Annotated in this window: 13 protein-coding genes; 7 read left to right on the top strand and 6 right to left on the bottom strand. The window is 74.8% G+C overall.

What is annotated here, in order from left to right:
• Positions 1-69 precede the first annotated feature (69 nt).
• The 4 genes from ACS04_RS27705 (at position 70) to ACS04_RS27690 (ending at position 3,437) form a co-directional block, all read left to right on the top strand.
• Positions 70-1,254 carry a sensor histidine kinase gene (locus ACS04_RS27705; RefSeq protein ID WP_048479532.1) on the top strand — a complete coding sequence of 395 codons (1,185 nt, stop codon included), beginning with the start codon at positions 70-72 and terminating at the stop codon, positions 1,252-1,254.
• A complete protein-coding gene (locus tag ACS04_RS27700) occupies positions 1,251-1,916 on the top strand; it encodes a response regulator (RefSeq protein ID WP_048479531.1) in 666 nt (221 codons plus the stop codon). Before ACS04_RS27705 ends, ACS04_RS27700 begins: the two co-directional genes overlap by 4 nt.
• 130 nt (positions 1,917-2,046) lie before the next feature.
• On the top strand, positions 2,047-2,343 hold the full coding sequence (locus tag ACS04_RS27695; RefSeq protein WP_048479530.1) for an SHOCT domain-containing protein: 297 nt from the start codon (positions 2,047-2,049) through the stop codon (positions 2,341-2,343).
• Between the two features lie 413 nt (positions 2,344-2,756).
• Complete coding sequence (locus ACS04_RS27690) at positions 2,757-3,437, top strand: hemerythrin domain-containing protein (RefSeq protein WP_048479529.1); 681 nt, start codon at positions 2,757-2,759, stop codon at positions 3,435-3,437.
• 13 nt (positions 3,438-3,450) lie between these two features.
• On the opposite strand, the gene ACS04_RS27685 is transcribed toward ACS04_RS27690, so the two are convergent.
• Positions 3,451-6,408: an AfsR/SARP family transcriptional regulator gene (locus ACS04_RS27685; protein ID WP_245236565.1), complete on the bottom strand. Its 2,958-nt coding sequence runs from the start codon at positions 6,406-6,408 to the stop codon at positions 3,451-3,453.
• Between the two features lie 325 nt (positions 6,409-6,733).
• Between ACS04_RS27685 and ACS04_RS27680 the strand changes: the two genes are divergently transcribed.
• Complete coding sequence (locus tag ACS04_RS27680; RefSeq protein ID WP_053080967.1) at positions 6,734-6,970, top strand: hypothetical protein; 237 nt, start codon at positions 6,734-6,736, stop codon at positions 6,968-6,970.
• A 362-nt stretch (positions 6,971-7,332) separates the two neighbouring features.
• Here the strand turns inward: ACS04_RS27680 and ACS04_RS27675 are convergent, their stop codons facing one another.
• Together ACS04_RS27675 and ACS04_RS27670 are read right to left on the bottom strand one after the other, a co-directional pair.
• Entirely contained in the window at positions 7,333-8,019 is a 687-nt protein-coding gene (locus ACS04_RS27675) for a glycoside hydrolase family 16 protein (RefSeq protein ID WP_048479527.1), read from the bottom strand.
• Between the two features lie 127 nt (positions 8,020-8,146).
• Entirely contained in the window at positions 8,147-8,548 is a 402-nt protein-coding gene (locus ACS04_RS27670; protein ID WP_048479526.1) for a DUF5997 family protein, read from the bottom strand.
• 58 nt (positions 8,549-8,606) lie between these two features.
• Here ACS04_RS27670 and ACS04_RS27665 point away from each other — a divergent pair, with 58 nt between their 5' ends.
• Positions 8,607-9,425: a LysR family substrate-binding domain-containing protein gene (locus tag ACS04_RS27665; RefSeq protein WP_078865406.1), complete on the top strand. Its 819-nt coding sequence runs from the start codon at positions 8,607-8,609 to the stop codon at positions 9,423-9,425.
• A 36-nt stretch (positions 9,426-9,461) separates the two neighbouring features.
• Here ACS04_RS27665 and ACS04_RS27660 read toward each other — a convergent pair whose 3' ends face one another.
• The 3 genes from ACS04_RS27660 to ACS04_RS27650 form a co-directional block, all read right to left on the bottom strand.
• Positions 9,462-10,202, bottom strand: coding sequence for a PP2C family protein-serine/threonine phosphatase (locus ACS04_RS27660; RefSeq protein WP_048479524.1), 741 nt, complete (start codon positions 10,200-10,202; stop codon positions 9,462-9,464).
• 37 nt (positions 10,203-10,239) lie between these two features.
• Entirely contained in the window at positions 10,240-11,373 is a 1,134-nt protein-coding gene (locus ACS04_RS27655) for a site-2 protease family protein (protein ID WP_048479523.1), read from the bottom strand.
• A gap of 176 nt (positions 11,374-11,549) precedes the next feature.
• Positions 11,550-11,906 carry a hypothetical protein gene (locus ACS04_RS27650; protein ID WP_048479522.1) on the bottom strand — a complete coding sequence of 119 codons (357 nt, stop codon included), beginning with the start codon at positions 11,904-11,906 and terminating at the stop codon, positions 11,550-11,552.
• A gap of 243 nt (positions 11,907-12,149) precedes the next feature.
• Here ACS04_RS27650 and ACS04_RS27645 point away from each other — a divergent pair.
• Positions 12,150-13,894, top strand: a 1,745-nt coding sequence (locus ACS04_RS27645) for an enoyl-CoA hydratase-related protein (protein WP_048479521.1), incomplete at its 3' end; no start/stop codon positions are given.

Here is a 13,894-nt window from a genome sequence, read left to right as displayed (position 1 = left end):
CCGGGGAGTACGCCCGATCGGCCCGCCCGGCGGACGACGGCGGCGGGCCCGGCCGTCTAGCGTGGCCGCATGGCGCAGCGGCGGTGGCAGTACTGGGCGGAGCGCAGCGGCGACGGCGGGCGGCTGCCGTGGCGCTCCACGCTCCTCGTCGCCGTCTTCACGCAGGCGGCCACCGGCTGGGCGCAGCACGCCCAGCCCGGCCGCGAGGCGGTCGACCCGCTCGGCCGGATCCTGCTGCTCACCGCCCCCGCCCTGCTGCTCCTGCGCCACCGGTACCCGGTACCCGTCCTCTACGGGGTCTGCGCGGTCACGCTCGGATACCTCGCGGGCGGATATCCCTACGGCCCCGTCTTCGTCAGCGTCGCCCTGGCCTGCCTCGCGGCCGTGGTCGCGGGCCACCGCCATGCAGCCTGGGGCGCGGTGGGCGCCCTGTGGGCCGGCCACCTGCTCATCGCGCACTGGCTGTACCGGTGGCTGCCGCCGCCCGGCGACGGGCCCGCGCCGTGGGGGACGGAAGGCGGGATCACCGCCTGGGCGATCGCCGTGCTCGCCGCCTGCGAGGTGGTCCGCGTACGCCGGGAGCAGTGGGCCCGGGACCGGGCCGAGCGCGAGGCCGCCGAGCGGCGCCGGGTGGACGAGGAGCGGCTGCGGATCGCCCGCGAGCTGCACGACGTACTGGCCCACAGCATCTCCGTCATCAACGTGCAGGCGGGCGTCGGCCTGGCCCTGCTCGACACGGACCCCGAACAGGCCCGTACGGCGCTCACCACGATCAAGGCGGCCAGCAAGGAGGCGCTGGGCGAGGTCCGGCAGGTCCTGAACACCCTGCGCGCCCCCGGTGAGGCCCCGCGCGCCCCCGCCCCCGGCCTCGCCCGGCTCTCCGAACTGGTCGACCAGGCGGCCTCGGCCGGGCTGACCGTCTCCGTCACGGGCGGGGCGCAGGCCCACGGGCTGTCACCGGCCACGGACCTCGCCGCGTTCCGGATCCTCCAGGAGGCGCTCACCAACGTGGTGCGCCACTCGGGCTCGCGGACCGCCCGGATCCGCGTCAGCCGCCCGCCCGGCGCGCTGGAACTGCTGGTGGACGACGACGGACCCGCCACGGGCGGCGACGCCGGAGGCAGCGGCACCGGCCTGATCGGGATGCGCGAACGGGCCGCCGCGCAGGGCGGCACCATCGAGGCCTGCCCCCGGCCGGACGGCGGCTTCCGGGTGCTGGCCCGGATCCCGCTCGAAACCGAGGAGGACTCGTGATCCGCGTACTGCTCGCCGACGACCAGGCCCTGGTACGGGCGGGCTTTCGCGCGCTGCTCGACGCACAGCCGGACATCGAGGTGGCCGGCGAGGCCGCCGACGGGGCCGAGGCCGTGCGCCTGGCCCGCGAACTGCGCCCGGACGTGACCCTGATGGACATCCGGATGCCGGAGCTCGACGGCCTGGCCGCCACCCGCACCCTCACCGCGGACCCCGCCCTGGCCGGGGTGAAGGTGGTCATGCTGACCACGTTCGAGCTCGACGAGTACGTCTTCGAGGCCCTGCGCTGCGGCGCCTCCGGGTTCCTGGTCAAGGACACCGAGCCGGAGGAACTGCTGCGCGCGGTACGGGCGGTGGTCGCGGGCGACGCCCTGCTGTCCCCCGGGGTGACGCGCCGGCTGATCGCGGAGTTCGCGGCCCGCTCCAAGGCCCCCGAGGCGGCGGCCGGCCTGGAGCGGCTGACCGAGCGGGAGCGCGAGGTGATGGCCCTGGTCGGCCTCGGGCTGTCCAACGAGGAGATCGCCCGCAGGCTGGTGGTCAGCCCGCTGACCGCGAAGACGCACGTCAGCCGGGCCATGATCAAGCTCGCGGCCCGGGACCGGGCCCAGCTGGTGGTGCTCGCCTACGAGTCGGGGCTCGTCAGACCGGGCTGGCTCGGCTGAAGCCGTACCCGGGGACTACTCCCACGGCCGTACGCACGGTGCCGCCGGCCGTACGACGACGGGGCCACCCTGCCGGGGCGAGTCTCGGAAGCGACAAGGAAACCGCACCCCTTCCGAGGAGCTGACCGAGATGAACACCCTGGCGTACGACGGGCCCGGCCCGTGGATCCTCTTCGTCCCGCTGGTCTGGGCGGCCGTCGTCTTCGGCGTCGTCACGCTCCTGCGCCGCACGGTGTGGCGCGGCGGCCGCGGCCCGCGGGGCCCGTGGGCGGTCCGGGGCTCGTACGGACCGAACTCGCCGATCGCGATCCTGGGCCGCCGGTTCGCCACCGGCGAGATCGACGAGGACGAGTACTGGCGCCGGCTGTCCGTCCTGGACGAGCAGTTCGGCCGCACCACCCTGGACGGCAAGGGCCCCGCCGGCTGACACCACCTGGCGCCCGACTTCCTGCCCCGCGCCGGCTGACCGCCGGGAACCGGCGCCGGCGTACGTACGCGCAGGAGCACCCGCACGACGCACAGCCGGTACCCGGCCGACGAGATCCGCCCGGCCACCGACCACGCCCAGCGGGGCGCCCGGATCGACGTCACCGTCGACGCGCACGCCCGGCGCACCCGCGACCGGCTCGCGGCCCGACCCGACATCGCCCGGCGCGTCGCCGCGGGCACGCCGGAGGTGGTCGCCGCCCGCTACGGGCTGCGCGACCAGCGCGTGCGCACCCTGACGGCGACCGGACTCCCCGGGGGGCGCTGAAGCGCCGTCGTGCGCCCCTGGTGGACCCGGCCGGACGCCCGCCACGCTGGAGGCCGGTACACCCACCAGGACGGGGGGCACGGTCGATGTCGACTTCGATGGAGAACCAGGGAAAGCCGCTCACCACGCACGACATGGTGGTGGTCCACCGGATGTTCCGCCGCGAGTTCGGCGAGGCGGCCGGCCGGGTGCGCGGGGTGCGCCACGGGAGTCGCGCCCAGGTCCGGCTGGTCGCGGACCGCCTGGAACTGCTGCTGGACACCCTGCACGACCACCACGAGGGCGAGGACCGGCTGCTGTGGCCCAAGCTGGCACGGCGCCTGCCCGCCCAGGGCGGGCTGTGGCAGCGGATGCGGGGCCGGCACGCCGAACTGTCGGCGGGGCTCGCACGGGCGCGGGACCTGCTCGGAGCATGGGCGGCGGACGGGGGGAGGACCCACCGCGAGGAGCTGGCCGAGGCGTTCGACCAGGTCTCCAAGGCGGCCGGGGAGCACTTCGACGACGAGGAGCGCGAGGCCCTGCCCCTCGTCGCGGGGGTGATGTCGCAGGCGGAATGGGACGAGATCGGCGACGCGGCGAGCGCCGCCGTGCCCAAGAGCCGGCTGTTCACCGTCTTAGGGATGATCCTCAAGGACGCTGACCCGGGGGAGCAGATCATGATCATGGGCCACCTCCCGCTGCCGCCCCGGATGCTCTGGCGCGCGGTGGGCGAACGCGCCTTCCGCCGTCTGGAACAGCGCCTGGACGCAGCGGTCGGCCACGGCTGAGCCCAGCGGGTACCTACGAGGTCTCGCACTCCTTCAGGCCGGCGAGCGCGAAGGCGCGCTGCGCGGGGTAGGCGCCCGCGCACGGGAAGGCGAGGACCGTCCGGAACTGCCGGCCCGCCTCCCGGATCCGGCCCACCGCCGAGTAGGCGCGGCCCAGCCTGCCGCGGATCTCCATCTCCATCCGGGTCTGCTGGGGTTCGTTCACCGGGGACAGCGACTGGAGCCGGGCCAGCGCCTCCTGGTGGAGCGCCAGGGCCGCCTCCGGATTCCCCTCGCCGAGCTCCGCCGTGCCCAGCATGCTCAGCGTGATCGCGGTCAGCGGGATGTCGCCCGCCCGCTCGACCAGGTGCGCCGCCCGCCTCAGCAACTCCTTGGCCTCGGCGAACCGGCCGAGCCCGAGGTGCACCTCGGCGGCGCAGCTCAGGGTCCTGCTGATCATCGTGGGCCGCCCGTTCGCCTCGGCGCGGACGGCGGCCTCGTCCAGACAGCGCAGCGCCTCCCCGGTCCGCCCCAGCGCACGGTAGGCCGTGCCCAGCACGCAGAGCGCCATCGCCACCAGCCACTCGTCCTCCAGCCCCCGGGCGAGCCCCACCGCCGCGGTGACGGGGGCGAGGGCCAGGTCGGGCCGGCCCGCGTTCAGTTCGGCGGTCCCGATCCCGGCCAGGGCGCGGGCCTCCTCGCGACGGTCCCCGAGCCGTCGGCTGAGGACCAGCGCCTCGGCGAACGTCGCACGCGCCGCCGCCGGTTCGCCCTGGTAGATGCCGAGGGCACCCATGCAGTTCCGCAGCGCGGGCACCATCCGCCGGTCGTCGGCGCGCTCCGCCTGGGGGAGGGCGGTCTCCAGGGCCGTGCGGCCCTCGTGGTAGCGGCCCCGGCGCACGAAGTGGTCGGTCAGCGCCTCGGCGATCCAGCAGGCCAGGTCCGCTTCGCCGAGACCCGCGGCATGGCCGACGACGTCGGCCAGTTCCGCGTCGGCGGCGTTCAGCCAGCCACTCGCCTCGGACCAGTCCGCGAACGCCCCCGTCGCGGCCGGCCCCGTGGGGAAGCCGCCGGAGCCCCAGTCGCTGGAACTGCGGCCGGCGTCCACGTAGAGGCGGAGCACGGCCGTGCGGGCCGCCCCCGCCTCGGCCGGGGAGGCCTCCGCGAGCCGCCGGGCGTGCACCCGCACCAGATCGTGCAGCCGGTAGCGGCCGGGATGCGGCTGCTGCACCAGGCTCGTGTCGACCAGGCCCTCCATGAGCTGCTCGGCCTCGCGGACCGGCCGGCCCGTCATGGCCGCCGGCGTCCGGGCGTCGAACTCGCTGGTCGGCGTCAGACCCAGCACCCGGAACCCCCGCTGCTGGGCAGCGGTGAGCTGCTCGTACGACAGGCGGAAGGCCGCCTCCACGCTGCGGTCCCCGGCACGCAGCTCGCCCAGCCGCCGGTCGTCGTCCGCCATCCGGTCCACCAGATGGGCGAAGGTCCAGACGGGGCGGGTCTGCAACCGGGTCCCGGCGATGCGCAGGGCCAGCGGCAGCCCGCCGCACAGCCGGGCCAGCTCGCGCGTCGCCGGCCGCTCCCTGGCGGTGCGCTCCGGCCCGACGAGGTGTCCGAGCAGGGCCTGCGCGTCGTCCGGCCCCAGGGGCTCCAGCGTGATGCGGCGGTCGGCGTCGAGTCCGGCCAGCCGCTGCCGGCTGGCGACGATCACCGTGCTGCCCGGCCCCGCCGGGATCAGTGGCCGGATCTGTGCGCTCGCCAGCGCGTCGTCCAGTACGAGGAGGAGCCGCAGCGAGCCGGTCGCCGCACGCCAGGCGGCGGTGAGCTCCTCCAGGTCGGCCGGCACCTCGCTGTCGGCGGTGCCGATCGTGCGCAGGAGACGGCGCAGTACCCGCTGGGGCGAGAGCCTCTGCCGCCCCGGGCTGTGCGCGCCCAGGTCGACGAAGAGGCAGCCGTCCGGATGGCGGTCGCGCGATTCCCGGGCCGCGCGGACGACGAGGGCGCTCTTGCCGACCCCGGCGATGCCGTCGACGGCCACGACCCCCACCGTATCGGGTGGGAACGCGGCGGACAGCAGGGCCCGTTCGCGTTCGCGCCCGATGAGGACGCCGGTGACACCCGGTAGTTCGTTGACCGGGGTACGGGGCCCGGGCGGCCGGGGGAGGGCCGCCGGGGCGGCGGTCACGGTGGTGGGGCGGCCCGCCGCCGACCCGAGGAGGAGCTCGTCATCGCGGCGCAGCACCGCCTCGTACACGCGGCCCAGTGCCTCGCCGGGGCTGACCCCGAGCTCCTCGCGCAGCCGCTCGCGCATGCCCTGATAGGCGTTCAGCGCCTCGGCCTGGCGCTGGTTGGCGTACAGGGCGCGCATGTGCAGCGCGAGGAGCGACTCGTCGTACGGCTCGGCGGCGGACAGGGCGGCCAGCCCTTCCAGGGCCTCGGCGCCCCGGCCCAGCAGCAGGAGGCATTCGAGCCGCTCCGCCCGCAGCGTCCTCTGCAACTGCGACAGGCGCCGCCGCTCGGCCTGTGCGAACGGCCCCGGCAGCCCGGCCAGGGGCTCTCCGCGAAAGAGCGCGAGGCAGTCGGTGAGCCGCGCCATCGCTGTCGCCAGGTCACCGGATTCCTTCACCCGGCGCGCCTGGCGGGCCCGCTCGGCCAGCTCGGCCACGTCGACGCGGATCCCGTCCGCCGCCATGCCGTACCGGCCCTGGCTGCTGCGGATCACCGATTCCTCGTACCCGGTGCCGTCCGGGTCGAGGGCCTTGCGCAGCGCGTAGACGTAGCTCGGCAGGACCCGGTGCCCGGAGCCCGGCGGCGCCGAGCCCCACACCGCGTCGAGGAGGTCCTCGTGACTGACCGTGCCGCCCGGCCGCAGCGCCATGGCGGCCAGCACGGCTTGGCGGCGGACGGGTCCCAAGGGCAGTGCGGTCGCACCCCGCCAGGCCCGTACCGGCCCGAGCAGCTCGATCCCGAGCCGTTGCGGAGTTTCCCCGGCCACTTGAATCCCCTCAACCACATCATCGAAATTTCATCAGCATTGCAATGCCCGGGGCCACGGTTGGCAAGGCACGAGGTCCACGAGCGATGGCGCAATGGCTTGAAATCGGGGGCCATGAAGGGTCCGGGTGCCGCGCGCCGCACCGCGGCGGCGCGCTGGGGTGGCAGACGAGACGTGACCGCGTATGTGTGCGCGGCCGCCTACCTGGAGCGCGCGTCCGCCCGCTCCTTCCTCGCCTGGGTGACGGTGTCTCGTTCGAGCTGTCCACCACGTACGGGCCCCCGATGCGGAGCCTGCGTCCGGACCACTTCGACCGGGCGTCGCCGTGCGGCTGCGCGAGATCGGCGAGTACGCCGAGGGGAACGGGCCCATCGTCGTCTCCTCAGCCGTGGCGAGCGGCAGGAACGCACGCGCGGCCGTGCACGGCAACGGGTCCACGGAGGTCGGCGACGGACGCCGGCGCTCGCGCGAGGAGATCCGGGAACTGGTGTCCCGGCTGATCGACGGACTCGGCCGCTCCGACCCGCGGGACTCACGGCGCCGGCGTCCCTGGCGCAGCTGATCGAAGAGGCGGTCCGAGGCCTGTGAGGGCGGCGGGATCAGGACCCGAGGGAGGTGGTGGAGGGGGACTACCGGGACCTCGCGAACCGGGACTTCGCCGCCGCCTGGGAACTCGGCGGCAAGTAGATCGCCCACACCTCGTACGCGAAGGGGGTGGCGGGCCACGGCACGACGGCCGCCGTCCCGCTCGACTCGGTGGAGGCGCTGGCCGCCCGCCGGGGTCCGGGCCGCCATCCGCGCGCTCCGGACGGACGGCGCGCTGAAGGCGTACGAGGGTACGTAGACCGTCTCCGGCGGGGGTGATCACCGACGCCCGGGTCACCGGGGGCTGCCCCGGGCCCGCCGTGGTCCGAAGGACACCCCCTAGTTCCGGTACACCCGCAGCTCCGGGACCTCGTAGGACATCTCCGAGACCGACGGGTCGGGCGCCGGGTGGTAACGGCCCGCGCACACGGAGAGGTTCACGATGAGGTACGCCCGCCAGCGCCGGCCCACCCCGCTGTGATCGGCGTAGGCGCGGGTGCCGTTGACCCACCAGACCACCGAGTTCGCACCGAACCTGACCTTGAGGTCCACCACGGCGCCGGGACGGATGGCGGGGTCGTGGAAGTAGTGCGAGCCGCCGCCCCGGACGTGGTTGGAGAGCTCCAGCAGGTCCGGGTTGTCGGGGTGGTACTCGAAGACGTCGACCTCCTGGCCGCCGTCCCGCCAGGTCCAGATCGCGGGCCACGCGCCGAGCGCCTCGGGCAGTCTGACCCGGGCCTCCAGGACGTCTTCCGCGCGCAGCATGAAGCCCTCTTCGCTGCCCTCGGTGGTCAGCAGGCCGCTGTCCCAGTAGCCGTCGGGCCGCAGGGTCGCGCGGAAGGTCCCGCTGCGGCTGTAGGCGGGGTCCTCGACCAGGTGGTCGAGCTTGTTGTCGCCCGGATTGACCGGGCCGCCGTCGGGAAAGGCGGAGGTCCGGCCGGCCACCCACCGGGAGGTCGAGTCGAAGTCGGCGGAGAAGACGAGGGTGCGGGAGCGCCGGAACGGGGCGAGGAGTTGCGAGATCACGACGCAGCTCTGCCCGCGACACGCCGCCCGCATTCCGGTGATCTTTGCAGAAATGCGGACGGGCAGGGCGCTTCGGGGCACTCCAGGCGTCAGGGGCGCCGACCCGGCGCCCCGCCGCGCACGCCGGTCAGGATCCGGACTGCCGGCGCTCGGCCTGCTCGGCCTGCTTCTCCTTGATGCGGACCGCTTCCTTGCGCACCTCGGCCTGGGTGGTGCGCTCCTTCTGGAGCCACTCCGGGTTCTCCTGCTTCAGGGCGTCGATCTGCTCCGTGGTGAGGGCCTCGGTGACCCCGCCGCGGGCGAGGCCTGCGATGGAGACGCCCAGCTTGGACGCGACCACGGGGCGGGGGTGCGGGCCGTTGCGTCGCAGTTCCTGCAGCCACTGGGGCGGCTCGGCCTGCAGCGCGTTCAGCTCGCTGCGGGTCACGACACCCTCCTGGAACTCAGCGGGGGTGGCTTCGAGGTACACACCCAGCTTCTTCGCCGCGGTGGCGGGCTTCATGGTCTGGGTGGTCTTGTGCGACGTCATGGGGTCAAGGGTATCGAGCGTGTGCGCTACTTCTGACCACGCCCGGTAATCTGGGCGGGTGACAGGCTCGGAAGCATCTCCCTCGGCATCTCCCTCGGCATCTCCCACGGCAGCTCCCTCGTTCCGGCTCGCGTACGTCCCCGGAGTGACCCCCGGCAAGTGGGTGCGGATCTGGAACGAGCGCCTGCCCGACGTGGCGCTGGCCCTCCTCCAGGTGCCGTCCGCCGAAGCCCCGGGCGCGCTGCGCGGCGGTGACGCCGACGCCGCCTTCGTACGCCTGCCGATCGACCGTACGGGCCTGGCCGCGATCCCGCTCTACACCGAGACCACCGTGGTCGTGGTGCCGAAGGACCACCTGGTGGCGGCCGCGGAAGAGGTCACCACCGAGGACCTCGCCGACGAGATCGTGCTGCACCCGCTGGACGACACCCTGGACTGGCAGACCCTGCCCGGTAAGCCCGCGTTCGAGCGCCCCGCCACCACCGCGGACGCGATCGAGCTGGTGGCGGCCGGGATCGGCGTCCTCCTCGTACCGCAGTCCCTGGCCCGCCTGCACCACCGCAAGGACCTTACGTACCGGACGGTGACGGACGCCCCGCAGTCCCGGGTCGCCCTGTCGTTCCTCGAACTCGACGGCGAACCCACCGACCTGGTCGAGGAGTTCATCGGGATCGTGCGCGGCCGGACCGTCAACAGCACGCGCGGCCGCGGCGCCCCCACCCCGCCGCAGCCCAAGCAGCGCAAGCGCCCCGACGCGGCGGGCGGCGGACGGGGGACGGCGGCCGGGAAGTCGGGCGGCAAGAACCCGCGCGGCGGCTCCGGCGGAGCCAAGGGCGGCAAGAACACCAAGGGCGGCAGGCCCCGCCGCGGCCGGTAGCCGCACGGCTGTCCGCACGGCTGTCCGCGCGGCCCTTCAGGCACCGACCCGGATCAGGGCGAGCGTGATGTTGTCGGGGCCCCCGGCCTCGATGGCGGCCCGCCACAGCTCGAACGCCGCCCTGCCGTCGTCGTGCACCCGCAGCAGCTCGCCGAGCTCCTCGGGCGGCACCGGGTCGGTCAGCCCGTCCGAGCAGACCAGATAGCGGGCTCCGGCGGCCATCGGCTGCGTCGAGACGTGCGGGCTGATCCCGATGTGCCGGCGTGCGCCGCCCAGCGCCTGGGTCAGCACGGAGGTGGTCCGCTGCCCCGGCTCCAGCGGCGGATTGTCGTCCACGCTGACCTGGCGGAGCTCCTGCGCCGTGGCGTCGAGCACCCGGCTGTCGCCGACGTTGAACGAGATCAGCGAGTCCTCCAGTACGACGGCACCCGCCACGGTCGTGCCCATCGTGGCCAGGTCCGGATCACCGTCACCGGCCGCATGCACCGCGCGGTTGCACAGGGCCAGCGCCTCGCGGACGGCCCCCTCGCCGTCCAGGGAGGGCCCGAGCACGGCCAGCTGCCGTACGACCAGCGCACTGGCCACCTCGCCGGCCGGCTGTCCGCCGATCCCGTCGGCCACCGCCACGACGAGGGGCGCACCGAGCGGGAACACGAAGGTCTGCGGATTGCGGGTCACGCCCGCGCACAGGGTCCACGGCCCGACGACGAGGCTGTCCTCGTTGTGGTCGCGCACCAGCCCGGCATGGCTCAGGGCGCTCACGGCTACGTACGACATCGCACCCCCATTCTCCCGCCGCGCACCCGCGGCCGCCTCATCCGGGCTCCCGGCCCCCGCCCAGGGCCTGCCGCTCCATGAGCCGGGTGACGTCCTTCGCGGTGACGATCCCCACCAGCCGGTCGGCGTCCACCACCAGGAGCGGCAATCCGGTCCCGGGCCGCAGCGCGTCCAGGGCGCCGCCCAGCAGCTCGTCGGGGGCCGCCACCGCGCACCGCTCCAGCGGGGTCGCCACCTCCCGCACGCGCACCTCGTCGCGTCGCGCCCGCGGGATCCGGGCCAGCCCGCGTACGTGCACCACCCCGCTCGGGCGGCCGTCGAAGTCGAGCAGCGGCAGGACGGAGTGCCGCGAGACCCCGGCCACCTCCTCGATGAACCGCCGCACGCTCAGCCAGTCCGCGCCGGTCGCCACCGGGCCGGACATGGCATCCGCGACGCGCACGCCCCGCAGCCCCGTCTGCAGTACGGCGCGCTGACGCTCCGCGCCCGCGACGAGCGTGATGAAGAGGCCGATGGCGACGAGCCACAGCCCGCCCGAGGATCCGCGCAGGAAGGAGACCCAGCCCAGCGCCGCCAGCAGCACGCCCATGACCTGCCCGCTGCGCGAAGCCGCCCGGTCCGCCCGGTCACGGTCGCCCGTGCGCCACCACAGCAGGGCCTGGAGCACCCGGCCGCCGTCGAGCGGCGAGGCCGGCAGCAGGTTGAACACGCCGAGGAACAGGTTCGCCCAGCCGAGCCAGACCAGGACCGCCGCCGGCACCGCCCAGCCGAGCAAGGCGTCCACCCCGATCCCCGACCCGACGGCGGCGCCGCCGATGACGAGGCTGGTCAGCGGCCCGCTCACCGCCACCGCGAAGGCCGCCCGCGCCGTCTGCGGCCGGCCCATCCTGGTCAGTCCGCCCAGCGCCCACAGCGTGACGTCCTCCACGGAGATCTTGCTCCGGCGGGCCGTGGCGGCGTGGGCCGTCTCGTGCAGGAGCAGGCTGCCCATCAACAGCAGGGCTCCCGCGACACTGGCGAGGGTGTACACGGCGTTCGAGCGCCCCGGAGTCCACACGGGCAGGGTCTGGCGGCCGAGCCCGTACGCGAACAGCACCACGAGCAGCGGCACGCTCCAGTGCATGCGCAGCGGCACTCCGACGACACGTCCGATGGGGACCGAGCCGTTCATATTCGTCTCCTGCCGGCTCGGCAGTGGGTCCACCCCCATTGTCGCTCCGGGACGGTGGTCCGGTACCGGAGCGACCGGTGTCACGGGCCCGGCGCCGGCTCAGTGCCGGCTGGGGGCGGGCTCAGTGCCGACTGGGGCGGGCCCGGCGGGGCCCGGCGCGGGGCTCATCGCGAAGCTCAGCCCTCCGCGGCAGCCGGAGCGGCCAAGACCTCGTCGAGCTCCCAAGCGTGGCGCTTGAACTCGCGCAGGAAGTCGCCGTGGTCCTCCCACTGGCGGGCGATGCCGCGCAGCACGTCCCAGTGGTGCTCCACCGACTGGTCGATGACCCGGCGCAGCGCCGGCTCCGCCGCCGCCTGCTTCTCGATGAGCCCCTTGACCGCCGAGGCCTCCAGCACGGCGTTGCGCAGGGCGCGCAGCGCCCGGGAGGTGTCGTCCATCGCGAAACCGTGCTCGCTGCCCGTGGACTCGTCGAACAGCGGGGTCAGCCGCGCCTCGATGAATGCGGTGATCCGCTCGAAGTGCTGCACGTCCATCGGGGCTCCATCTCGTCTGCATCCGGGCGCCGCGGCTCTTCGCCGGCGCGGATGAACAATATCCGCTGAAGATCGGCGGGGAGCGGGCGCCGTCCCTCCACCAGGTGGCGGCTCCGGGTGGCCACTTCCGGGTGACGCCCCCGTAGGCCTCACCGGCTTGGGGGCGCCCGTGGTCGACGATCTCCAGCGGCCGTACCCGCCGCGGCCGCAGCTCGCCGGGGTCCGGACGCTTTGGGAGATCACGTGCACATCCTTCTCGCCGCCAGCGCGTTCAACAGCCTCACCCAGCGCGTGCACGCGGAGCTGAGGGACCGGGGGCACAGCGTGGCGGTGGAGCTCGCCCTGCCCGCGGTATCCCTCGTGGAAGCCGTCGACCGCCACCGGCCGGACCTGGTGATCGCGCCGATGCTGAGGACGCCCATTCCCCGGGAGGTCTTCTCCGCCCACACCTGCCTGATCGTCCACCCAGGGCCCGTCGGTGACCGCGGACCCTCCTCGCTCGACTGGGCCGTCACCGAGGACGCGACCCGCTGGGGCGTCACCGTCCTCCAGGCCTGCGAGGAGATGGACGCGGGCGACGTGTGGGCCACCGCGGACTGCCCGCTGCCGCCCGTCGGCAAGAGCGACGCGTACCGCGGCGAGATCGCCGACGCCGCCCTGTCGGCCGTCCTGACCGCCGTCGAGCGCTTCGCCCGCGGCACGTACGTCCCCGAACGCCAGGCTTCCGGCCGCGCCCGGCCGTACCTGCGCCAGGAGCTGCGCCGCATCGACTGGGCGAAGGACTCCACGCAGAGCGTCGTCCGGGCGCTGCGCGCCGCCGACTCCCGGCCCGGCGTACTCGACGAGTTCCTCGGCGGCCAGTGGTTCCTGCACGGCGGGCACCCCGAGGACCGGCTGCGCGGCCGGCCCGGGGAGCTGATCGCCACCCGCGCGGGCGCGATCTGCCGGGCCACCGTCGACGGAGCCGTGTGGATCCCCGAGCTCAGGGCCCGGCGCCTGCCCGGCGAGCCGGCCCCCGTCAAACTGCCCGCCACCCTCGCCCTCGGCGACCGGCTGCCGCCGCTCCCCGAGCTCCCCGCGCCGCCGCGCGCCGACACCGGCGCGGACGCCCCGCGCACCTGGTCCGACATCACCTACCGGGAACAGGGCGCGGCCGGCTTCCTCACGTTCTCCTTCCCCGGCGGCGCGATGAGCACCACGCAGTGCCGGCGCCTGCTCGCCGCCTACCGGGAGGCCTGCGCCCGGCCCGTCTCCGTCCTCGTCCTCGGCGGCGGCCGCGACTTCTTCTCCAACGGCATCCACCTCGGCGTCATCGAGGCGGCCGCCGACCCGGCCGAGGAGTCCTGGGCCAACATCAACGCCATGGACGACCTGGTGGAGGCCGTCCTGACCACCACCGACCGGTTCGTCGTGGCCGCCCTCGGCGGCAACGCGGCCGCCGGCGGGGCCATGCTCGCCCTCGCCGCCGACGAGGTCTGGTGCCGCGGCGGCGTCGTCCTCAACCCGCACTACCGGCTGATGGGCCTGTACGGATCCGAGTACTGGACCTACACCCTGCCCCGCCGCACCGGAACCGGCGTCGCGCAGCGCCTCACCGCCGACGCCCTGCCCATCAGCGCCGAATCCGCCCGCCGACTCGGGCTGGTCGACCGTACGATCGACTGCGCCCCGCAGGAGTTCGCGGACGAGACGACCCGGCTCGCCGTCCGCGTGGCGGACTCGCCCGCCATCCTGTCCCGGATCGCCGGCAAAAAGGCCTGCCGCGACGCCGACGAGAGCGTCCGGCCGCTCGCGGCCTACCGGGAGGCCGAGCTGGCCCGGATGCGGGAGACCTTCTTCGACCCGCAGGCCCCCTACCACGCCCTGCGCCGGGCCTTCGTACGCAAGGAACCGGCCGACCGGACCCCTCCCCACCTGGAGCGGACCGTGCCCGGACGGCGCACCGCCCCGCTGCCCACCCGGCGGCCCCGGGTCACTGGACCGGCCGT

The sequence above is a fragment of the Streptomyces roseus genome, from assembly GCF_001044425.1.
GTDB classification, from domain to species: domain Bacteria; phylum Actinomycetota; class Actinomycetes; order Streptomycetales; family Streptomycetaceae; genus Streptomyces; species Streptomyces roseus.
Note: the sequence above shows the minus strand (reverse complement) of the source record. Positions and strands in the feature narration are given on the sequence as shown.